This window comes from Mesorhizobium sp. PUT5 (genome assembly GCF_052216645.1).
Classification (GTDB): Bacteria; Pseudomonadota; Alphaproteobacteria; order Rhizobiales; family Rhizobiaceae; genus Mesorhizobium.
The window spans coordinates 1,773,255-1,795,372 of sequence record NZ_JBQOSO010000003.1 but is presented as its reverse complement, the minus strand read 5'-3'; the positions used below and the strand labels follow the sequence as shown (position 1 = coordinate 1,795,372).

The following is a 22,118-nucleotide window of genomic DNA, read 5'->3' as shown; positions in this document are numbered from 1 at the left end:
ACACGCCGGCGTGAGGTCCACTGATCGGACATTTCCATATCGGCGCTCCGCCGCGCTTCCTCCAAATGGAGGAAGAAGGGACGACATCACGCACAGCGAAACCGGCGGCGCCAATGCAAGGCGGGCAGCCGGAACCCTACGATGTGAACTCTTCCTCCCGAAGACCGCGTCGGGCGCGCCAGCCTGGCGATGCCTGACGGCAAAACAAAACCCGCCGTCGGAGGACGGCGGATTCCCATGACTACTCTTAAACATGACTACTCTTAAAAGTGAGGCTGATCACGCACCGAAGTTCGCCTGGCTCAGGTCCGCAACGCTGACACCGACCAGAAGGACGACGGCGTCGGTGAGGGTTATAAAGGCATCAGGTGCAAAGACGTGCAGCGCGTAGGTCTGCCCTTCGAATTCGAACGCGGTCCAATGCGAAACCGCCTGGCCGGTCGCCGCCAGACGGGCCGCCGCGGTCAGCGTAACAGCGTTGTCGATTTCGTCCTGCGTCGCCGCGGCAATCGCCGCATAGACGTTGTCACCGAGATCGGTCCAGTTGAGGCGATCGCCACCATCGCCGGTAGCGAAGTTGTGGATGGCATCGATGCTGTCGGCGTCGATTTCACCGCCGGAGACGTGTCCCGATTTCCCGCCCGCGACGTTGACGGTGTCCACGCCCGATCCCAGCTTGATGATGTCGGCTTGGCCCGCGTTTGCGCCCGACCCGGCAACCACCAGATCGCCGGTGAAGGCCGAAGCATCGATCGTGGCATAGGCGAACAGCCCTGAAATCGTCAGGGCGGCCTCGCCGGTGATGTTGACGGTCGCGCCATTGGCGTTGAAGATATTTTGGGAGATCGTGTTGGCGCCGGAAGCAAAATCGCCATCCGACGACAGGTTGATCGTCTGTGCCTGCCCGAAGATGCTGTTGACGCTTACCGGCTCATCCCCGCCGGTTACGCCGAGGTGCAGGTTCAGCTCAACGTTGCCAGCCGCCATGTCGAACGTAACGGTTTTCTCGGAGCCCCCAAAACCGTAGTCGATGCTCGACAGGGCATGGTCGACCGTCACATCACCATCGGCGCTGGTGAAACGAATGGTTTCCAAGTCGGCATTGGTTAGGGTGTCGTGGTCGATAAGGACGTCGTCAGGGCCGCTGAACCAGATCTGCTGGATCGAGGTTGTGGCATTGAGTGACTTGACTACCGGGTTCGCGGCGGCTCGGTAATCGCCACCACTCAGTGCGAGGGTGTTGAAGCCGGCGCCGCCGTCGACGTGATCGTCAGGGGTAATATCCCGATAATAAAGGAAGAAATCATCGCCCGAGCCACCGCGGAGGGCAAGCGGGCCGTTGGCATTGTCCACGTACACAGCAATGTTTCCTATCGAAGCCGCGGCATCGAGGGTGTGGAAGGCGGGCCCGGAAACAAAAATCACCAGCGGTGCCGCGCCGGTGACGTTGACCGTCTTCACGGAATCGCCCTTGAAGTAAAGCGAGTTCTGCTCCAGCCATGAGGCTGTCTTTGAATCGACGTTCACAAACTCGACGTTGTCGATTTCAAGAGGATCACCGGGGACATTAAAGTAATTGCTGAGCACGATGTTCTGGACATCATTCGTCCCCGACACGGCTTCCGACTGATAATATACCCTGCCAGACCCAGCGAAGTCGGTCAGTGCAAGGTCGAAGATCGATTTCACACCGCTGATCTCGACTTTCTTGCCATATAAGCCGGTGAGTTCGACCCGCTGCACGCCGGTGCTGTTTATGAGCGAGAGGTCGAAATCGGCCAGGGCCTGGATCTCGATGTTCTGGATGTTGGTCAAGGTGGGAATGACAGGCGGCCCCGATGCGGTCACCAGGACGGAAAGCGTGTTGTAGCCGCCCTTGCCGCCGATCGTATCGCCAGAACTGAAGGTGGTGCCATCAACAATCGGGCTTCCGCCGCTGTAGACGCCCTTGAACAGGTCGTTTCCCGCCGTGCCGGTCAGATTATCGACGGCGGTCGTCAGCATGACCGTTTTGCCAGCCCCACCGTCGCCCGGCGATCCGCCCCCGCCGCCGGGTATGCCCCCACCGCCCGGAACGGGTTCGTTCGGCTCGGCTGGCGAGGCCCCTGCGAAGAATGCGGCGGTCGCAGCCTTGGCCGCGGCCACCGATTGAGGCGTGTCGTCGACGTCGGCGATGGCGTCGTGCGCCGCGCGGCCGCTAGCGCCGGCGCGGTCGTAGCGGAAGCCTTCCACCCCGGCCGCTGCCAACGCCCAGTCGAGCCCGACCTCGACCTTGTTGTGCAGGTAGATCTGGTCGGAGCTGCCATCGTTGGTGGCGGCATTGCCGAGGATCTCAACAATGATCGCGCCCACCGGCGTGGCGCCGGAAGCCAGCTTGCCGCTGTAATAGGTGAGGCCGTCGGCGTCGATGTCGCGGCCGAACAGGTTGTGGTAGATTCGGCCGAGGAACTGCCGGGAATTGACCAGGTTGGGGAAGGCGAAGAAGGGATAGTTGGCGATCGCCTCGGGCGACGCTGCGAAGGAATCGGCAATGTCGGCCAGGGGCACGCCCGCGGCCATGCGGCCCAACCAGTAGTCCAGCCCCTGCGGGTCGGGCGCGCGGTTGAAATAACCAATGTAGAGTTGCGCGATCAGTTCCTCATTGTTCGGCATTGCGAGCCCCCCATCACGATCAAGTCGCGGAAAGCCGATCACATGCGATCGATCAGCGCCGGCTGCGTCGGGCTTCCGTGGCAGGAAGCTTTCCACATCGCGGCGCGGCAGACTTCCTCCAGATGGAGGAACACCGTCCGTTGCCCAGGATGACCGGCGCGGCCCATTTGCCGAATTGCGCCTGATGGGGTAGATTTTATCGTTCATGTGCGCGGGGGATGCGGCCATGGCCAACTTTCCGTCGCAGGAAGCCTTATCCGAGACAATCGGCTCCATATACGAATGCGCCCTCGATCCCGCTCTGTGGGAAGAAACGCTCGACCGCATCCGATCCCTGATGAAAAGCTGCAATGCCCAACTCGGCCTGTTCGACCTGGTGAACAAGCGGGCGCTGCTGGAAAAAAGCGTGGGGATCGATCCGTACTGGCTGGAGCGGCAGACGGACCACCAGGCCGAATTCGCGACCTGGGAGCGGCTGCCTCAGGCTATTCCTCTCTCTCCGGATGAGCCTCAGGTCCGCTCGCGCGATCTGCCGCCGGAGATCGCCAAGACGTCACGCTACGTAGCCGAATGGGGCAACCCGCAGGGTATCGTCGACTCTTTGGGCATGGTGCTGCTCCATACCCCTACCCGGCATGCCCAGGTCGGCGTGGGACGGCATCGCTCGGTCGGGTTGATCACCGAGCGCGAGATCAGGCTCGGTCGATTGCTGGCGCCTCATTTGCGGCGTGCCGTCACCATCAGCAATATTTTGGAAGTGAAATCGCTGGAGGCCGATACCGCGCAACAGGCGTTCGATGCCCTCGAAGCGGGTGTGGTGTTGACCGACGGCCGAGCCCGGATAGTGCACGCCAACGTCGCCGCCGAGGCGATGCTGCGGGCCGGCGCGCCGATCCGGCGGGCGGCGGGCACGCTGCACGCCAGCGCGGCCGCGGCGACGATGGAATTGCACGCCGCGATCGGACTTGCCACGGGCAACGGATCTGCGATGGGCGGCGTCGGCTTGGCGGTGCGCCTGACCGAGACAGGCCATCCTCCAGCCCTCGCCAGCGTCCTGCCGCTCCATGGCGGCACGATGCGCGGGCACCTGGAACCGCGGGCACGGGCGATAATCTTCGTCAGTGCCGTCGATGCAGGCGCCGGCGACGCGGAAGTGCTGGGGATCGCCTTCGGCCTCACGCGCGCCGAGATCCAGGTGCTCGGCATGCTGCTCGCCGGCCATACGCTGGCGGAAAGCGCGGCCATCCTCGGCACGGCACGAACCACGGCCAAGACCCATCTCGGCAACATCTTCGCCAAGACCGGCGTGTCGCGACAGTCCGATCTGGTGGGACTGGCCTCGCGTTTGAGCGCGCAGATGGGGCGATTGCGCGCGCAGGAGACCACCTCCATGAAAGCGCGAGCATGTTCACCAGGAGAGAGCGGCCCGGCATAGGCGAGTTCAATTCGCTGGCCGGTCGGGCTCTCGCCAAGCGGATACAACGAGACCGTTGCCAGCCTGATTGCGGCCGTCCTTGCGGAGACGTCGCCATGAAGCCATTGCGTCGTCCGATGCCGCAAACTCAAAACCGCGCGGGACGCCGCAAATAGCGAGGTGCTCACCCTCTTTTGAAGGGACGCCCGGTCGAGGTCCCCTATTTCCTCACATAAGGCACCAGTGCCCGTGATTGTCGGAGAACTCCAATGTTCAAGACAGTGTTGATGGCCTCTCTCATCGCCCTCGATCTTTCGGGCGCGGCAATGGCTCGCGGCCATGGAACCCGGCATGACAGCGCCGAAAGCGAACTGCCCGGAACCGACTACGGTTTCGACCAGACCGTCACCGGGAGCATATACAGTCCCTATGCCACAAAGGGCGTTCCCTCGGCCGGCCCGACCGACCCCTTCGACATGGGTCCCTGCGCCTCGAACATACCTGGCCCGGACGGCAACGCCGTTCCTTACGTGAACGACCATTATTGCGGCAAGTAGCCACTCCTCGGCAGCATGGGCACACAATCAACGTGACGGCGCCGTTTGGCGGGTGAATGCTTTCGCTCTATTCGTTCGTTTTTACAGAATTTATACGAAGTCAAATATGTTCGCTTGGCTGCAAAATGCTCTCTAATTCCGGGCTCTGCTGACCATAGGTCTTGTAGCGGCTTTTGACCACGGCGAGTTCGGCATCCGTCAGCATGACAGGCCGGCCGATCGTCCTGGCCAGCATGTATTGCCTGGCCAGCATCTCCAGCTTTTCCGTCCGCATCACCGCGGCCGCCAGGTCCGGTCCAAAGGCGATCATGCCATGATTGGCCAGAAGACAGGTGTTGCGGCCGGCAAGCGCCCGCACCGCCGCCTGCGCCAGTTTCGCCGTGCCGAATGGCTCGTAGTCGGAACAGGGCACATCGTCGCCACCGAAGGACGCAATCATGTAGTGGAAGGGCGGCAGCGCTTCGCGCAGGCACGACAGCGCAACGCAATGATCGGGATGCGCATGCACGATTGCGTTTGCCTGCGGGAAGACCTGATAGATGGCCGCGTGCATATTCCATTCGCTGGAGGGCCGCGAAGTCCCTGCCCGGTCGCCACTGAGCGTCATGTCGACAATCGAGGCCGGATCGAGCTTTTCCGGCGCAATGCCGGTCGGCGTGATCAGCATCCCGGTTGCGACGCGCACGCTGATGTTGCCCGAAGTACCGCTGTTGAGCCCCTTGGCACCGATATAGCGCGAGGCGTCCACGATCGAGCGCCGGATCGAATCGTGATCAGTCATAGGGTCCTCGGCTGCGGCGGCCATTGATCGAGGCAGGGTTGCGCCTGGAAAGGCTGCTGCATGTCCTCAAGCACGGCGGAAAACACATCGAGCCCGCCCAGCTTGCCGGATTTCAGCATCAGGGCTACCGGGAATGGCATTTCCGCCACCAGGCGTCCGGTGCCGAGCCCTTGATAGGGGCCGACGATGAAGCGGTCGATGGGCAGGCCGGGCACGATGGCGCCGGCCGTTTCGCCTCCGGCGACGATCAGGCGCCGCACACCGTGCTCGAAGATCAGGCTGTTCGCAAGATCGGACAGGAAGACCTCGGCGCGATGCGCCACCGCGTCGCGGCCGAAGGCGTTTTGCAGACGCTCGACCTCGCTTTGCGGCGCCGTGGTTGCAATCGCGATGGTGCGCTGGTCCGCAATCGACCTGGCGGCGGCGGCCAGGCATTCGGCCCGCATATCATCGCCTGCAAATACGCGCGACAGATCGACGTACAGCACTTCGTTGGCGCGGCCGAAATGCTCCAGTTGCTCGGCCGTACGCGCCGCAACGCTGCCGGCCAGAATGGCAGCGGGCCCGGCCACGGCTGGCAGATACGAGGCCTGCGCCACCTTGAGACGGCCGGCGCGCCGCCACGCGCTGGGCAAATGCGCCGCGATCGACGCGTTGCCGGTCATGAGCGGCATGTCGGCGGCCGCTTCCGCGATCGCTGCAAGATCGCGCTCATAAATCGTGTCGGTGATCGCCAGCCTCACGCCTTCAGCGGCCAGCTTGCCGCAATGGGCGCGGATTGCATCCGCACCTTGATCCACCACTGGATGGGCGACCAGTCCGACGGCGCCTTTGCTCTGCGCCGCCAGCACGCGTACCAAATTGGAGTCCGTCATTGGCGTCAACGGATCGAACCGCTTCGGCGATTCGGCCAGAATCTGGGCGCCGCCAAACATATGGCCCTGAAAGACAGTCCGCTGGGTTTCGCATAGGGCAGGAGTGAACAGTACCAGTTTCGCGCCGACAAGGTCGGCCAACGCTTCCGCGCACGGACCGATATTGCCGGCCGGCGTCGAATCGAACGTGGCGCAATATTTGAAGAAAATATGCTCGCAACCGGCCGCCAGCAGCTTTCGCGCCGCTTCCACAACCAGCGCCACCGCCTCCTGCGCCGGCGCTACGCGCGTCTTGAGAGCAATGATATGCGCCAGCGAACTCGGATCGATCTCCGCCTCGACCGAGGTCGCCAGGCTGGTCGGCATGCCACGCGCCACCATCATGGCCGCCAATTCCGAACCGCCGGTCAAATCGTCGGCGATCGCGCCGAACAGCAATGGATGGTCCCGCCCGGTCGTCATCTCCTGACCTCCGCCGCTGCACGCATATGCGCCGTGATGAACTCAGTGCCGATCACATGAGCGATCGGATCCGCCATCAGCAACATGAGCTTGGTTTGCCCGGTGATGCGGCGTGCGTCCATCATTGGTCCTGCTCACGTCGCTCGCGGCGCCTGGATGAACTGGCGCACGACGCCTGATCGAGTAAGCGCTTCGATCTCGGTCGGGTCATAACCCAGGGTGCCGGACAGAATGGCAGCAGTATCTTCGCCCAGCATCGGCGGCGCCTTGTAGCTGGCCGTCCGCTGCGCAGTGAGGCCTTGCGCCGGCCGCACCAGGGAAACCGGCCCAAGATGATCGCTGTTGAGCGTCTGAACCACCTGCCGCGCCTTGACGGTCGGGCTTTCGAATGCCTCGGGAACCGATTTGACGTCGCCTGCCGGAACACCGTGGCGCAGGCAGGCTTCCATCCAATGTCGGCGCGTGTTCTTACGGAATGCCGCTCCAAGGACGGCAAGCAGGCTGTCGCGATTGAGCGCGCGCGCAGCCGCCGTGGCATAGAGCGGGTCCCTGGCGAGCGCCGGAAGGCCGACGACCTTCTCGCACAGCGCCACGAACTGCTTGTCATTGCCGACCGCCAGCGCAAAGCTGCCATCCGAGCACGCACAGATCTGATAGGGAACGACCGTCGGATGCGCATTGCCATAACGGTGCGGCACGACGCCGGCATTGAGATAGCCGCTGCCGACATTGATCAGCGTATTGAGCGCGCATTCCAGCAGCGAAACGTCGATATACTGGCCGAGACCCGTCTGCAGGCGCTGGTAAAGCGCGGCAAGCACCGACTGCACCGAAACCATGCCGGCGATGATGTCGGTCATGGCGACGCCGATGCGTTGCGGCTCCCCATCGGCCGCGCCGGTGATCGACATGAGACCACTCTCGGCCTGCATCACGAAATCATAGCCGGGACGATCCCATTCCGGACCGGTCTGTCCATAGCCGGAGATCGAGCAATAGATCAGGGCCGGATTGATTGCCCTGAGGCTTTCGTAGTCGATCTTCAGCCGCTGTACGGTTCCGGGGCGGAAGTTCTCGATCACCACATCGGCCTGCGCGGCGAGCCGATGAACGATCTCAAGCCCTTTGGGATGCTTGAGATCGATCGCGATGCTGGACTTGCCGCGATTGGCGCAAAGATAATAGGTGCTGACGCCGTTATAGTTCGGCACCGACCAGGCGCGCGTATCGTCGCCGCCCTCGATGTTCTCGATCTTCCACACCTCGGCGCCGAGATCAGCCAGGCTCATCGTCGCCCAGGGGCCGGCCAGCACCCGCGACAGGTCGAGCACCTTGATGCCGGCCAGCGGCAGCGCGGTATTCGCCTGCCCTGTCTGCTCACCTTCAACGATTTGCGACATACGCCCTCGCATTGTATCGATTCATATTGTGGACGGCGCGAGCGGCCGTTCAGACCGCCGAAGGTCCTGGAAAATGGCAGGCCGCATAATGTCCGGGTTCCATCTCCGCCAGTTGCGGCACGACCTCGGCGCATTTGTCCTGCGCTTTGAAGCAGCGGGTGCGAAACGGACAACCTGACGGCGGATTGATCGGGCTCGGCACGTCGCCCTTGAGCAGTATCTGCTTGCGGTTGCGCTCGATATCGGGATCGGCAACCGGAACGGCAGACATCAGCGCCTGCGAATAGGGATGCAGCGGCCGGTCGTAAAGGTCGCGCGAGAGTGCCACTTCGACAAAGCGCCCAAGATACATGACCGCGACCTTATGCGAGATATGGCGCACGACCGACAAATCGTGAGCCACGAACACATAGGCCGTTCCCATCCTGTCCTGGATCTCCTGCAGAAGATTGAGCACGCCCGCCTGCACCGACACGTCGAGCGCCGAGACCGGCTCGTCAAGCACCAGAACTTCCGGCTTCAGCGCCAGCGCCCGAGCGATCACCACGCGTTGGCGTTGGCCGCCGGAAAGCTGGTGCGGATAGCGCTTGCCATGCGCTTCGCTGAGGCTGACGAGATCCAGCATCTCTAGCACGCGCTCACGTCGCTGGGCGCCTGTCATGTCGGTGATGCGCAGGGGCTCGGCTATGCTGTCCTCGATACGCATGCGCGGATGGAGAGAGCCGTAGGGATCCTGGAACACCAATTGCAGATGCCGGCGCATCTTGCGCATTTCAGCTTCGTTGAGCGCGATGACATCGACGCCGTTGACTTGCACACTACCCGAAGTCGGTTCGATCAGGCGCAACAGGCAACGCCCGAGCGTGGACTTGCCGCAACCGGATTCACCAACCAGCCCCAGCGTCTCGCCGCGCTTTAAATCGAACGAAACATCATCGACCGCCTTCAGTTGCGCTACCTCACGCCGGATTATGGCCCCGCCCATCACGGGAAAAGACTTGCGCAGATTGCGCACCGACAGCGCGATGTCATCTACCGACTGGCCCTGTTCCTTCACGGCTGCCTCACCCATGGGCGGCTCCTTTCGCCACGGCTGCGGTTTCGTTCCATGACGGCAGGCTCTCTGCGAAATGACAGGCCGCGCGGTGCCGGCCGAACTCCAATGTCGGCGGCGCGCTCTTGCGGCAGATATCCTGCGCAAAGCTGCAGCGCGGATGAAACGCGCACCCCTCCGGCATCGCGCCGAGCATGGGCGGTGCGCCGGGGATCGAATAGAGCTTGTCCTCCGACGAACTCAATTTCGGGATGGAGGCGATGAGGCCGCGCGTATAGGGATGACGGGGATTGGCAAAGAGCTCGCGCACCTCCGCCTCCTCCACGATCAGCCCCGCATAGATCACCGCCACCCGGTCGGCGTGGCCGGCAACGACCCCGAGATCATGCGTGATCAGGACCAGGGCCAAACCGAGCTTTTCCTTGAGCTCGCGCAACATCAGCATGATCTGCGCCTGCACCGTCACGTCGAGCGCCGTTGTCGGCTCGTCCGCGACCAGCAACGCCGGGTTGTTGGCAATCGCCATGGCGATCATGACGCGCTGGCGCATACCGCCGGAAAATTCGTGCGGATATTGCTTGATGCGCCTGTCGGGCTGCGGGATGGCGACAAGGCGCAGCAGTTCCAGCACCCACTCGGTGGCCTGCACCTTGCTCATGCCCTTGTTGTGCAGGAAAAGCACTTCGCGGATCTGGTCGCCGACGGTCATCACCGGGTTGAGCGACGACAGCGGATCCTGGAAGATCATGCCGATCTTGGAGCCGCGCAACGCACGCATCTCGGAACGCGGCTTGCCCACAAGCTCTTGCCCGTCGAACACGACCGAGCCGCTCACTTCGGCGTTGCGCGCCTGCAGGCCGATCGAAGACAGCATGCCCAGCGACTTGCCGGAACCGGATTCGCCGACAATGCCAAGCACCTCGCCTTTCGACAGTTCGATATTCAGGCCGCGCACGGCAAGGAGCATTCCGTTACGGCCGCTGAAGCCGACCTTGAGGTCGCGAATGCGCAATAGAGGTGCGGCGGCGCCTACGGATTTCTCGTACTCCATATTCGCCTTCATTTCGCCGACCTCGGATCGAAGTAGTCACGCAGGCCGTCACCGATGAAGTTGAAGCCGAGAACAGCTGTCAGAATGGCCATGCCGGGACCGAAGGCGATCCACCAATTGTAGAAGTTGCGAGCGCCGTCGGAGATCATCGCACCCCATTCCGGCGTCGGCGGCGTGGCGCCGAGACCGATGAAGGAGAGCGAGGCGGCCAGAAGAATGACCTGCCCCAGATCCATCGACGCGCTGATCAGGATCGGCGTCCAGCACAGCGGCAGAATGTGCTTGGTCAGGATGCGGAAATTGCCGGCTCCGGCGGCCACCGCCGCCTCGACATGCTCGCGTTCGCGAACCTCCAGAACCTGGGCGCGCATCAGGCGCGCATAGACCGGCCACCACACCACGACCATGGCGATGGCCGCGCTGAACAAGCCCGGCCCGAGCGAAGCCGCCACTGCCATGGCCAGCAAGATCGGCGGGAAGGACAGGGTGATGTCGACCAGGCGCATGATGACGTTGCCGACGAAGCCGCCGCGATAGCCGGCGATGGCGCCGGCGGCCGAACCGATAACGACAGCGCTGGCGACCACGAGCAGCGCGATCGGCAGCGAATATCGCGCCCCGTGTACGGTCCGCGAAAAGACGTCACGCCCCAGGGCATCGGTACCCATCAGAAAGGAGGAACTTGGCGCCTGCAGCCGGCGCCCCACCATGTCGAAGGGATCATGCGGCGCAATCCAGTAGGGAAACAGCGTGGCAATCAGCCAGAACAGCACGACAACGCCACCGACGATCAGGGCCGGAGAGACCCAGACCGGAAGCCTGAACCGGGCGGAACCGGTTTGAACCATGGCCATGGCCGTCCCCTCAGTTCAGGCGCACGCGCGGATTTGCCAGCACATAGGCGATATCCGTGAGCAAGTTGGTGATGAGGAACATGACGCCGCCTACGATCGTCACGCCGATGATGGCGGGGAAGTCGAGCGAGCGTGCGGCCGTCACCGCATAGCTGCCCATTCCCGGCCAGGCGAAGACGGTCTCGGTCAGCACCGCGCCGGTGATCAGATAGGCGAAGGAGTAGCTGATGACGGTCAGCACCGGAACGAGGATGTTGCGGAACGCATGGCGCAGAACCACGCGCATCTCGCCGGCACCCTTGGCGCGGGCCGTGAGGATGAACTCGCGCTCCATCACTTCGAGCATGTTGGCGCGCACCAAGCGCGAGATCGTTCCGGCAACCGTCCAGCCAAGAACGACCGACGGCAGCACCAGATGCACCAGCGCGTCCTTGAAGGCGGTCCAGTTGCCGGCCAAAAGCGTGTCGATGGTCATGAACCCGGTGACAACGGGGGGAGCGGCCATGCGCGGATCGAGGCGACCCGGCCCGGGCAGTATCTGGAATTTGACCGAAAAGAGGAACAGCGCCGCCAAGCCCAGCCAGAAAATCGGAACCGACGAGCCGAACAGCGAGAAGATCCGCGCGCCCTGGTCGATTGCCGTATCACGATAATAGGCCGCCAACAGACCAAAAAGGATGCCTACGGCGCTGCCGATGATCATGGCCGCGATCACCAGTTCGAACGTCGCCGGCAGACGCATCATCAAATCCCGGGCGACCGGCTGGCGCGTGACGAAGGATGTGCCCATATCGCCCTTCAGCAGATTGCCGACATAGATCAGGTAACGCGCCGGCAACGGCTTATCGAGACCCCAGCGCTGCTTGGCCGCAGCAACGATTTCGGGATTGCCCATCTGCTGCTCGCTGACCACCGCCGTGAGCGGGTCACCCTTGGTGATCGCCGTCAGCATGAAAGCCATGGTGACGATGCCCAACAGAATGAAAGGCATCGCGATGCTGCGCCGTAGGATATAATTCAGCATCGTGTTCCCATTAGATGGTTGTCTGCGCCTGCCCCGGAAGCGATGGCCCCGTCACAATATTGACAAGGCGGCCGACTGCCGTCAATAGAAATGAAATTATGTTCCAAATTTATCCCGCCCTCCTGGCGCTCGTCACGCGAGGCTGCCGGGCCCGAGAATTGGGAGCATGCACGGATGCCCTGTACAAGGCACAGAAGACCAAAGCGCAATCGCCAGCGGGAGGAGCAGGATGAGAAAACGCTTCAAGCCGATCACGGCCCCCACTGAAAAGGATGTGGGCCAGCATGCCTCCGCCCTGGTGCGCGGCCTGCAGATTCTGCGCGCCTTCACGCCGGCGGATGCCTCGTTGGGCAACCAGGAACTCATCGACCGAACCGGCCTGCCCAAGGCGACCGTCTCGCGGCTGACCTACACGCTGGTCAGCCTCGAGTACCTCATCTACGACCCTGCGCTCGGCCGCTACAGCATCGGTCCCGCAACGATTTCGCTGGGTTATTCAGGCCTCAGCACCAGCGCTGTCATCTACATGGCCAAGCCATTGATGCAGGCCCTGGCCTTCGAGACAGGCGTGGCCGTCGCCATGGGAACGCGCGACGGCCTGGAAATGGTCTATATCGCCAATTGCCGCCCGGAAACGCCGGTGACGCTACGCCTCAATGTCGGCTCGCGCCTACCCATCTGGAAGACATCCATGGGCCTGGCCTACATCGCCGCCATGGAGGAGCCCATCCGCGAAGCGGTCATACAACGGCTTCTCACCACCTATCCCGATATCCGTGACGAGATCCGATGCGCTATCGACCACGGTCTGGAAAGTTATGCGCGCGATGGGTTCGTCACCTCCTTCGGCGACTGGTACAGCTACATCAATGCCGTAGGCATGCCCTTCAGACCGACGGATGGCTCGCAGCTTGTCGCCATCACCTGCGGCGGCATCAAGGACCTGGCACCGGTCGAGGAATGTCTTTCTAACTTCGTCCCCAAGCTCAGGAAGCTGCTCGAAGAGTTGCAGGACGGGTTGACGGGCGCCAGACCCCCCAACCTGCAACATCAGATAGCAGCCACGCCCCAGAGCGCCCGCGTCGAGTTAGGATAGCCCCGATGGCCACTGCAATCGTCTTCCCCAAGGTGAGCCTGGAAACGGATAGCGGCACCATTTCGCGATGGCTCAAGGAGGACGGCGACGAGGTCAGGCAGGGCGACGTCCTGTTCGAAATCGACAACGACAAAGCAGCCGTCGAGGTCGAAGCGCCCGCCTCCGGCATTCTCGGTCACGCGCGCAAGGCCGGCGACGAGGTTCAGGTCGGCGAAGCGGTCGGCCATATCCTTGCCCCCGGCGAACAGCCGGCCGGCTTGCCATCGCTGAAGGCTGGCGGCCAAGCCAGGCGCGCTTCCGCCGGGGTAGCAGCGACGCCAACGGCTTCAGCGCCCCCGATCCAGACAAAGGTCTCGGCTTCGCGCATCGTCGCAACGCCGCTGGCCCGGCGGATCGCCGAGCAACGCCGTATCGACCTGACCTGTATCCAGGGCAGCGGCCCGCGCGGCCGCATCCAGAAACGCGACCTGCTTGAGGCGGCCGCCGCTCCCACACCGGCCCAGCCGAATGCGGCGACGGCCCAAGCGTCGCCGCATTCGGCGTCGCTCCATTCGGTCTGGCTGCAAAAGGAAGGCGATGGCACGGTGGTCGCCCTGCACGGCTTCGCCTCCGATCACAACGCCTGGCGCGCCCTCTTGGGCGCAGGACGTCCGAAAGCCCGCATCCTGGCCATTGACCTGCCCGGCCATGGCCGTTCGCCGCGCGTCGTGCCCCACGATCTCGACGCCATCTGCGAGATGGTGGAGGCCCGGTTGACGGCCGAAGGCGTGGAAGCGGCGACATTGATGGGACATTCCTTTGGCGCGGCCGTCGCGGCGCGCCTTGCCAGCCGTGGCTATGTCTCGGCCCGCTCGCTGCTTTTGATGTCGCCCGGTGGTCTCGGGCCGGAAATCCGCGCTGCCTTTGTCGAAGGCTTCGTCCTCGCCCGACAGGCGTCCAGCCTCTTACCCTGGCTGCATGAACTCGTCTTCGATGCATCCGGAATTTCACCGGCATTTTTGCGTGTCGTCGAGGAACAGCGCCGCGATGAGGGGCTGACCCGTTCGCTTCACGAATTCGCGCTGCGCTATTTCGCAGACGGAACGCAGACCTTCTCCATCCGCCAGGACCTGGAGCGGCTGCGCATGCCGATGCGCGTCATTTTCGGCGTGCAGGACCGCATCATCCCGTTTGCCCATAGCAACCTGCTGCCGGCGCGCATCGGCCTGCATGCATTCCGGCAATGCGGCCACCTCCCCTACATGGAACAGGCCGAACTCTCGCTGGCCATCCTCAACGAGATGGTGGCGCTCGGACAATCCGACCGGTGAGACGACGTAATCGGTTGCACATGCCAATTGCCGCCTCGATGGCTGCCAATCATGACTAGGTGAACCATGGCCCTTGAGCCCGACGTTTTCGAGCAACTCCTACACACCGTTCGCCGCTTCGTCCACGAGCGCCTCATGCCGGCCGAAGCCGATACCGCGCGCCAGGACCGCGTCGCCGACGACATCAAGCAGGAAATGCGGGAACTTGGTTTGTTCGGCCTTTCGATCCCGGAGGAATTTGGCGGCCTTGGCCTGAGCATGGAGGAGGAAGCGCGACTTGCCTTCGAACTCGGCCGGACCTCGCCCGCTTTCCGGTCGGTGCTGGGCACCAACAACGGCATCGGTTCGCAAGGACTGGTCATGGACGGCACGGCCCAGCAGAAGGCGAACTATCTGCCCCGATTGGCCACCGGCGAAATCATCGCGTCTTTCGCCCTGACCGAACCGGAAGCCGGCTCCGATGCCGGCTCGATCCGCACCAGCGCCCGCCGCGACGGCGATGGCTACATCCTCAACGGCACCAAGCGCTTCATCACCAACGCGCCCTATGCCGGGCTGTTCACGGTTTTTGCCCGTACGGAATCGGCCGACAAGCCCGGCGGCGCGATCACCGCCTTCCTCGTCGAAGCGGACACACCCGGCCTGTCGCTCGGCAAGGTCGACAAGAAGATGGGGCAATCCGGTTCCCACACATGCGACGTCATCTTCGAGGACTGCCGCGTGCCGGCCTCGGCCGTGCTGGGCAGTAAGGAAGGCCAGGGCTTCAAGACGGCCATGAAGGTGCTGGACCGGGGCCGCCTGCACATTTCCGCCGTCTGTGTCGGTGTCGCCGACCGCCTGATCGCCGACAGTCTCGCCTATGCCATGCAGCGCAGGCAGTTCAGGCAGCCGATCGCCGAGTTCCAACTCATCCAGGCCATGCTCGCCGATAGCCGCGCCGAGGCTTATGCCGCCAAGTGCATGGTGCTGGAGACCTCACGCGCCAAGGATCGCAGCGAGAACGTCGCCACCGACGCCGCCTGCTGCAAGATGTTCGCCAGCGAAATGGTCGGCCGCGTCGCCGACCGCGCCGTGCAGATCCATGGCGGCGCCGGCTATATGGAGGAATACGGCATCGAACGCTTCTATCGTGACGTTCGGCTGTTCCGCATCTATGAGGGCACGACCCAAATCCAGCAGATCCTGATTGCCCGCAACATGATCAAGGACGCCGCGGCCGCCGTGTAGGCGCATCGAACTGGATCCGAGGGGGTCCCCGACATCGTCGAAAGAAATTCGAATAAGTTATCATAATCGCATTGTCGCAAGGACCTGCTATAGAGGGTGGATGAAACCACGCGTGAAGCAGGGCGAGCGGCCGATGCGCAGCCGGGGATTGAAGCGCGTCCAGGACATCCTGGACGCGACGGAAATCCTGCTGGCCGAGAAAAGCAACGAGGATGTCAGCCTCGCCCAGATCGCCGAACAGGCGGAGATCCCGCTGGCGTCCCTCTATCACTTCTTCCCCAACCGCAACGCCGCCTTTGTCGCCCTGGCCAAGCGCTTCAATGAACAGCTGTATCGCCTGGCGATCGAGCCGATGGACCCTCGCCCCACATCCTGGCAGCAGGTGGTGTCGTTCCGGCAAGCCAGAAGCGCCGCCTTTCTAAACGCCAGGCCTGCCGCGCTCCGGCTGTTCCTGGGGGCAGGCGTCAGCGTCGACGTTCGCGCCGCGGACTGGGCGGGCAACGAAGCCGTGGCGCGATCGCGCGTCAAGCTTCTGGAGGCCTATTTCCACCTGCCCTACATCAAGGACCTGCAGACCAAGATCGCGGTCGCGATCGCTCTCCAGGACGGCATCTGGGCCTTGTCCTATGGCCGGCTCGGCTTCATCGCGCCCGAATTCGTGGACGCCTCGACCGAAGCCGCCATATCCTATCTGCGAAACTATCTGCCGCAACATTTCGAACCGCGCATGCCCGATCCGGAAGCGCTCGCAGCCATCGACGTCCTGGCCCAGCCGGCTCCTGCCACGTGACAACACTTAGCCGTTGATAATCGAATTTTTTATCAATATCCTTTTGTCACATCATTCCATCAGCGAGCCAGCACCCATGCTTTCGAACGGCCAGTCCGAGACCAACGCGACCGATCTCGCCTATCACCTCCACTCTCAGACCAACCCGCAAGCCTTGTCGCGCGACGGCGCCTGCGTGATCGTCAAGGGTGACGGCCCGCACGTGATCGACGAGAACGGCAAACGCTATATCGACGCCATGGCCGGCCTCTGGTGCGCCGCGCTTGGCTTCAACAACCAGCGCCTCGGAAAGGCCGCCGCCGCGCAATATCAGGATCTCGGCTTCTACCATTCCTTCTACGGTCGGACGAACCCGAAGGCCGCTTCGCTGAGCAGGAAGCTAGTCGAACTGACCGGCATGAAGGATGGCAGGACCTTTTTCGTGACCTCCGGCTCGGAAGCCAACGAGACCATGGTCAAGCTTGCCTGGCTCTACCACGCCTCGCGCGGCAAGCCGACGAAGCGCAAGGTCATTGCGCGCGACCGCGCCTTCCACGGCTCCACCATCGTTGCCAGTTCCATGTGCGGTCTGGAGATGATGCACCGGGAGTTCGGGCTGCCCCTGTCCGGGTTCATCCACACGCTGTGCCCCAACAACTACCGGGTCAGGCTCCCTGGCGAAAGCGAAGCGGAATTCGTCGCCCGTCTCGCTGCCGAGCTCGAGCGCCTCATCCTGAGCGAAGGGCCGGATTCGATCGCCGCCTTCATCGCCGAGCCGGTGATCGCCGGCGGCGGCATTCTTCCGCCGCCGCAAGGCTATTTCGAAGCCGTCCAGAAGGTGCTTGCGAAATACGATATCCTGTGCCTCGACGACGAGGTCGTTTGCGGTTTCGGCCGTACTGGCAACTGGTTCGGCCGCGATACCGTCGGCATGGTCCCGGACATGATGTCGCTCGCCAAGGGCATCACCTCCTCCTACTTCCCGGTCGCCGCCGTCGTGGTATCGCCGAAGATCGTTGCGGCGGTCGAAAGCTACAATGCCGGCGGCACTGCCTTCGGTCACGGCTTCACCAACGCCGCGCACCCGGTCGGCGCGGCGGTCGCCTCTGAAACCATCGCCATCTACGAAGAGCTCGATATCGTCGCCAATGCTCGCAAGATGGGCCCGATCCTGCGCGAGAAGCTGGAGGTCGCCACCAAGGACTCGCCGATCGTCGGCGACGTGCGCGGCGTCGGCTTGATGTACGGCGTCGAACTGGTCGAGGACCGGGCCACCGGCCTGGCCTTCTCCCCGTCGCGCACGATTGGCGCCCGCCTTGCCGACAAGGCCTATGAGAATGGCCTCGTGGTACGCGCCATGCGCGACACGATCGGTTTCTGCCCACCCTTGATCATCGATGAAAGCCACGTCGACGAAATCGTCGGCAAGCTGTCGATCGCGCTTGCCGAGACCGAGAAGGCGATCAAGGCGAAGTCCATCTGACACAGCATGAACGGCGACCGCACCGAGATCGCGCAAGATCCCCGGCGCGGCCGTCGCAAATTGCCGGCCACTCCGACGGAAGATGAAGCATCAATGCAGCGCCGGGGTGCTCTTTTCACCAGTGTCTATCTCTGTGCCTTCACAGCCTATGCCTGCTTCTCCATTTCGGACGCTTTCACCAAGGCCCTGCACGGGCCGCTGAGCGTCTTCGAAATCGGTTTCTTCGAAAATCTTTTCGCGGTGCTGGTCCTGCTGAACACGCGGCATGGCGATGAACGCTGGCGCGACTTCTGGAAAATGAGCCGACCGTGGCCGGTGCATCTGCGAGCCATTTGCGGCGTTTGTTCGAGCCTGTGCGCAATCTATGCCTTCACCACCGTGCCGCTGGTCGACGCCTATTCGCTGATCTTCCTGGCCCCCTTCTTCGTTACCATCATGTCCGTCCTCGTCTTGAAGGAATATGTCGGGCCTTGGCGCTGGTTTGCGGTCGCACTTGGCTTTGTCGGCGTCCTGTTGGCGGTCAAACCGGGGTTCCAGACACTCGAGCTCGGCCATCTAAGCGCAGCCATCGCGGGGCTTTCGAGCGGAACCTCGATAATCATCGTGCGCAGCCTCGGCTCCGGCGCCAAGAAAACCAGCGTCCTGGGAATGCTGTTTGCCTATCTCGTCGCCTTCAACACCGTCGCCATGCTGATCAAGGGCTTTGTCGTGCCCTCGGCGCACGATTTTCTTTGCCTCGTCCTGTCGGGTCTTGCGGTGGGCTTCGGGCAATTGGCGTTCGTGACCGCAGCGCGCAATGGCAGCGCCAATCAGATCGCTCCGGTCGCCTATTCGCAACTCGGCTGGGCCATGCTGTTCGGCATCATCGTCTTTGCGGAATTTCCCGATGCCCTGGCGATCCTGGGCGTGGGGGTCATCGCCTTTGCCGGTCTGCTCACCGCGCTGCGCGAACGCTTACGCCGTATCAGAGCGGCGACCCCGCCCGGCATACGCTAGAACCGGGACAGCCGTCACTCACGATGTCCGCATCTTGGCCAGGGCGGCCGAAAAGACATCGTCTGCGCCGGTCTTTCCGGGCTTGAGGAGCAGAGAGATCTTGCGACTGTCGAGCGAAATGCAGGAGCCGGCACCCAACTCATCGAATGGAAGCACCCGCATGCTGCTGATGCCGAGCGCTTCGACGACAGCGCCGGACGTTTCGCCCCCGGAAACCACGAATTTGCGCACCCCCTTGTTGCCGAGCCCTCTGGCGATCAGCGCCAGCACCGTCTCAGCCTTACGCGCAGCGCCCATTACGCCATAAATCGCCTGCGTGGCGGCGACGAAATCCGGATCGCCGGCAACCGAAAAGCCCAACGGTTTTCCGGCCGACAGATGGGCATCGGCCCAGGCCAACGCCCTTGCGACCAGCGTTTGCTCGTCGCCATCGCGAATGTCGATGCTGTGAAGCGGATTGGAACCTGCGAAATGATCGCGCTGCCTCAGCGTGATCTCGCTGCAACTGCCCACCAGAACGGCCTCGGCACCCACGCCGCGATCGGGTGGCGACGCATCGCGCTCAACGAACGCACCCTCGGCCTGTCGCCACTGCTGCGCCAGTTCGATAGCAAGGGCATCCGCGCCCGTGGTGACACGGTCCCGGCGACAGATGCTCGCGCCGCAGGCAATATCGTCATTGTCGACGCAATCCATCACCACATAGCGCACGCCGCTTTGCTGCAAGCACTGCACGTGGTCGCGTGCCGCTTCGACGCCGCCATGCAACACGCGATGCGGCAACAGGCCCACTCTTTCGGTGGTTTGGCGTTGCAGCACCCGCACCATGTCAGGGTCGTTCATCGGCGTGATGGGATCGAAACGTTTGATAGATTCCGAGATCAACCGATCCTTGTAGAAGAGATAGCCTTCATGAACATAGGTTCGGAAATCAGGGTAGCCGGGGCTGAAGATCAAGCGCTCCAGCCCATATTTTCGCGTCAGCAGATCGGCACATGGCCCGATGTTGCCAGCGTCGGTGGAATCGAACGTCGAACAATACTTGTAATAGAGAAAGCGCGTGCCGATGGCGTCAAGCGCGCTGGTCAACGCGTCGAGCCTGGCAATCGCTTCCTTCGCGGGCAGGAAGCGCAAGCGCGTTGCCAGCACCAGCACTTCCTGATCACCGACAGTGGGCAGGACGGCCGGATCGCTGACATAGACAACCGGAATGCCCCGGCGTTCCAGATTGCTGGCGACGAACAGGCCGCCGGTGAAATCGTCGGCGATGACCGCAAACCTGATGCTCATTGTCCCCCCGAACGCAAAGAAGCCCGGCCATTTCAGCCGAGCTTCTTTGATTGGCTTACTCAGCCTGCAGATGCGTCACGAACTTGGTGTTGAGATAAGGCTCGAGGGCATCCGCCCCGCCTTCCGTGCCATAGCCGGAATCGTTGATGCCGCCGAACGGCACCTCCGGCAGCGCCAGACCGAGATGATTGATCGACACCATGCCCGAGCGGAGGCCGTTGGAGATCCGGGCGGCACTGTCGGCCGATCGGGTGAACGCATAGGCGGCGAGACCATAGTTGAGTCGGTTGGCCTCCCCGAGGGCCTCGTCCAGGCTGGAAACGGGCACCATCAGCGCGACCGGGCCGAACGGCTCCTCATTCATGATGCGCGCGGTTTTCGGAACGCGGGACAGAACCGTCGGCTCGAAGAAATAGCCCGAATTGCCGATACGCTTGCCGCCCGTCTTAAGTTCGGCGCCGGACTGAACCGCGTCCTGCACCAGGGCGCTCACCGCTTCGATGCGGCGTTCACTGATCAACGGCCCCATCGTCGTGCCTTCGGTGAGACCGTCGCCGACCTTGACGGCCCTGGCAGCCGTGGCGAAGGTTTCGACGAATTCGTCGTAAACCCCCTGGTCGACAAGGAAGCGGGTCGGCGACACGCAGACCTGCCCGGCATTGCGGAACTTGGAAGCGGCCATGAGCTTTGCCGTGCGCTGGACATCGGCGTCCGGCATGACGATGACCGGCGAATGGCCGCCGAGCTCCATCGTGGCGCGCTTCATATGCTGTCCGGCAACGGCGGCGAGTTGCTTGCCCACGGCGGTCGAGCCGGTAAACGAGATTTTCTTGATGGTCGGATGCGGGATCAGATAGGAGGAAATTTCCGCCGGCACGCCATAGACGAGATTAACGACGCCGGCCGGCACCCCGGCATCGACGAAAGCGCGCACGAGCTCGGCCGGGGAAGCCGGTGTTTCCTCAGGGCCCTTGATGATGATGGAGCAGCCGGTGGCCAGCGCCGCCGACAGTTTGCGCACCACCTGGTTGAGCGGAAAATTCCACGGCGTAAAGGCGGCGACAGGACCGACAGGTTCCTTGACCGCGATCTGCGCCACGCCGGCAAACCGGGCGGGAATGACGCGCCCATAGGAGCGCCGCCCCTCTTCGGCAAACCAATCGATCAGATCCGCGGCCGAAAGGGTTTCCATCTTGGCTTCGGCCAGCGGCTTGCCCTGCTCGGACGTCATCAGGCCGGCGATCTTGTCGGCGCGCCCGCGCAGCAGTTCCGCGGCCTTGCGCATCAGCTTGTAGCGCTCGAATACGGGCGTCCTGCTCCAGATCGCAAAGCCCGCCTCGGCGGCGGCAAGCGCCTCGTCGAGATCGGCAATGCCGGCATGGGCGAGTTGGCCCAGCACCGTCTCGCTGGCGGGATTGAGCACCGGCAGCGTCTTGCCGGATGCGGCCGGCTTCCACCGTCCATTGATGTGCAGAAGTACCGTTTCAGGATAAGACATGCCAAGCTCCTTCGTGCATGCCGCAATCGGCGCGCCTGCGCGACACGCAAGACCGGCCACAGCCTATTGCGGGAGTTTTGCCTACCCGTCTGCCAGCAGCCCCGTGCTGCCGACGATCGGAAGTGTCGACGCGATGAAATATGATATCCGGACCGTTCGCCATGCGTCTTTACGTACCGGTCCTTCTTTTTCTCTCCATAGGCCTGATCCATCCGGATCGACAGCCTCCGATGCGATCCCGCAACAGAAGATCGGCAATCAGGAAAGTCCCGGTTCGACGCTTGTCCGCGCGAAGCCGGACAACCGATGCTCGAACACGATGCGG

Annotated in this window: 19 protein-coding genes; 8 read left to right on the top strand and 11 right to left on the bottom strand. The window is 63.0% G+C overall.

Translation table 11 applies throughout. The features are described 5' to 3' along the window. Window positions 1-279: 279 nt before the first annotated feature. Window positions 280-2,880, bottom strand: a complete 2,601-nt coding sequence (locus ACTDI4_RS10145) for a DUF4214 domain-containing protein (RefSeq protein WP_442841033.1) — start codon at window positions 2,878-2,880, stop codon at window positions 280-282. Between ACTDI4_RS10145 and ACTDI4_RS10140 the strand changes: the two genes are divergently transcribed. Together ACTDI4_RS10140 and ACTDI4_RS10135 are read left to right on the top strand one after the other, a co-directional pair. Further along, complete coding sequence (locus ACTDI4_RS10140) at window positions 2,879-4,087, top strand: helix-turn-helix transcriptional regulator (protein WP_442841032.1); 1,209 nt, start codon at window positions 2,879-2,881, stop codon at window positions 4,085-4,087. The genes ACTDI4_RS10145 and ACTDI4_RS10140 overlap by 2 nt on opposite strands. Window positions 4,088-4,335: 248 nt before the next feature. Then, complete coding sequence (locus ACTDI4_RS10135) at window positions 4,336-4,623, top strand: hypothetical protein (RefSeq protein WP_442841031.1); 288 nt, start codon at window positions 4,336-4,338, stop codon at window positions 4,621-4,623. Window positions 4,624-4,723: 100 nt separating this feature from the next. Here ACTDI4_RS10135 and ACTDI4_RS10130 read toward each other — a convergent pair whose 3' ends face one another. Genes ACTDI4_RS10130 through ACTDI4_RS10095 form a run of 8 tightly spaced genes read right to left on the bottom strand, consistent with a single transcriptional unit; the run spans window position 4,724 to window position 12,124 of the window. Then, on the bottom strand, window positions 4,724-5,428 hold the full coding sequence (locus ACTDI4_RS10130) for a class II aldolase/adducin family protein (RefSeq protein ID WP_442841030.1): 705 nt from the start codon (window positions 5,426-5,428) through the stop codon (window positions 4,724-4,726). Beyond that, complete coding sequence (gene otnK, locus ACTDI4_RS10125; RefSeq protein WP_442841029.1) at window positions 5,401-6,741, bottom strand: 3-oxo-tetronate kinase; 1,341 nt, start codon at window positions 6,739-6,741, stop codon at window positions 5,401-5,403. The genes ACTDI4_RS10130 and otnK overlap by 28 nt, the downstream gene beginning before the upstream one ends. Beyond that, window positions 6,738-6,866 carry a hypothetical protein gene (locus ACTDI4_RS10120; RefSeq protein ID WP_442841028.1) on the bottom strand — a complete coding sequence of 43 codons (129 nt, stop codon included), beginning with the start codon at window positions 6,864-6,866 and terminating at the stop codon, window positions 6,738-6,740. The genes otnK and ACTDI4_RS10120 overlap by 4 nt, the downstream gene beginning before the upstream one ends. Before the next feature lie 9 nt (window positions 6,867-6,875). Then, window positions 6,876-8,141, bottom strand: a complete 1,266-nt coding sequence (locus tag ACTDI4_RS10115) for a CaiB/BaiF CoA transferase family protein (protein ID WP_442841027.1) — start codon at window positions 8,139-8,141, stop codon at window positions 6,876-6,878. A gap of 49 nt (window positions 8,142-8,190) precedes the next feature. After that, the gene (locus ACTDI4_RS10110; protein ID WP_442841026.1) at window positions 8,191-9,213 is read right to left on the bottom strand and encodes an ABC transporter ATP-binding protein; all 1,023 of its coding nucleotides are present in this window, start codon (window positions 9,211-9,213) and stop codon (window positions 8,191-8,193) included. Continuing rightward, window positions 9,206-10,258 carry an ABC transporter ATP-binding protein gene (locus ACTDI4_RS10105; protein WP_442841025.1) on the bottom strand — a complete coding sequence of 351 codons (1,053 nt, stop codon included), beginning with the start codon at window positions 10,256-10,258 and terminating at the stop codon, window positions 9,206-9,208. The genes ACTDI4_RS10110 and ACTDI4_RS10105 overlap by 8 nt, the downstream gene beginning before the upstream one ends. After that, window positions 10,255-11,100: an ABC transporter permease gene (locus ACTDI4_RS10100; RefSeq protein ID WP_442841024.1), complete on the bottom strand. Its 846-nt coding sequence runs from the start codon at window positions 11,098-11,100 to the stop codon at window positions 10,255-10,257. Before ACTDI4_RS10100 ends, ACTDI4_RS10105 begins: the two co-directional genes overlap by 4 nt. A 10-nt stretch (window positions 11,101-11,110) precedes the next feature. Continuing rightward, entirely contained in the window at window positions 11,111-12,124 is a 1,014-nt protein-coding gene (locus tag ACTDI4_RS10095) for an ABC transporter permease (protein WP_442841023.1), read from the bottom strand. A 229-nt stretch (window positions 12,125-12,353) separates the two neighbouring features. On the opposite strand from ACTDI4_RS10095, the gene ACTDI4_RS10090 reads away from it, so the two are divergent. From ACTDI4_RS10090 to ACTDI4_RS10065, 6 genes are all read left to right on the top strand, one after another. Further along, on the top strand, window positions 12,354-13,220 hold the full coding sequence (locus tag ACTDI4_RS10090; RefSeq protein ID WP_442841022.1) for an IclR family transcriptional regulator: 867 nt from the start codon (window positions 12,354-12,356) through the stop codon (window positions 13,218-13,220). Between the two features lie 5 nt (window positions 13,221-13,225). Continuing rightward, a complete protein-coding gene (locus ACTDI4_RS10085; RefSeq protein WP_442841021.1) occupies window positions 13,226-14,530 on the top strand; it encodes an acetoin dehydrogenase dihydrolipoyllysine-residue acetyltransferase subunit in 1,305 nt (434 codons plus the stop codon). Between the two features lie 66 nt (window positions 14,531-14,596). Further along, window positions 14,597-15,757 (top strand): acyl-CoA dehydrogenase family protein, encoded by a 1,161-nt coding sequence (locus tag ACTDI4_RS10080; RefSeq protein WP_442841020.1) that lies wholly within the window; start codon window positions 14,597-14,599, stop codon window positions 15,755-15,757. Window positions 15,758-15,857: 100 nt separating this feature from the next. Continuing rightward, a complete protein-coding gene (locus tag ACTDI4_RS10075) occupies window positions 15,858-16,547 on the top strand; it encodes a TetR/AcrR family transcriptional regulator (RefSeq protein ID WP_442841019.1) in 690 nt (229 codons plus the stop codon). Between the two features lie 76 nt (window positions 16,548-16,623). After that, window positions 16,624-18,009, top strand: a complete 1,386-nt coding sequence (locus ACTDI4_RS10070) for an aminotransferase (protein WP_442841018.1) — start codon at window positions 16,624-16,626, stop codon at window positions 18,007-18,009. 6 nt (window positions 18,010-18,015) lie between these two features. Next, complete coding sequence (locus tag ACTDI4_RS10065) at window positions 18,016-19,005, top strand: DMT family transporter (protein ID WP_442841017.1); 990 nt, start codon at window positions 18,016-18,018, stop codon at window positions 19,003-19,005. An 18-nt stretch (window positions 19,006-19,023) separates the two neighbouring features. Here the strand turns inward: ACTDI4_RS10065 and ACTDI4_RS10060 are convergent, their stop codons facing one another. Beyond that, window positions 19,024-20,295: a four-carbon acid sugar kinase family protein gene (locus ACTDI4_RS10060; protein WP_442841016.1), complete on the bottom strand. Its 1,272-nt coding sequence runs from the start codon at window positions 20,293-20,295 to the stop codon at window positions 19,024-19,026. A 55-nt stretch (window positions 20,296-20,350) separates the two neighbouring features. After that, window positions 20,351-21,793, bottom strand: a complete 1,443-nt coding sequence (locus ACTDI4_RS10055) for an NAD-dependent succinate-semialdehyde dehydrogenase (RefSeq protein ID WP_442841015.1) — start codon at window positions 21,791-21,793, stop codon at window positions 20,351-20,353. Between the last annotated feature and the right edge of the window lie 325 nt (window positions 21,794-22,118).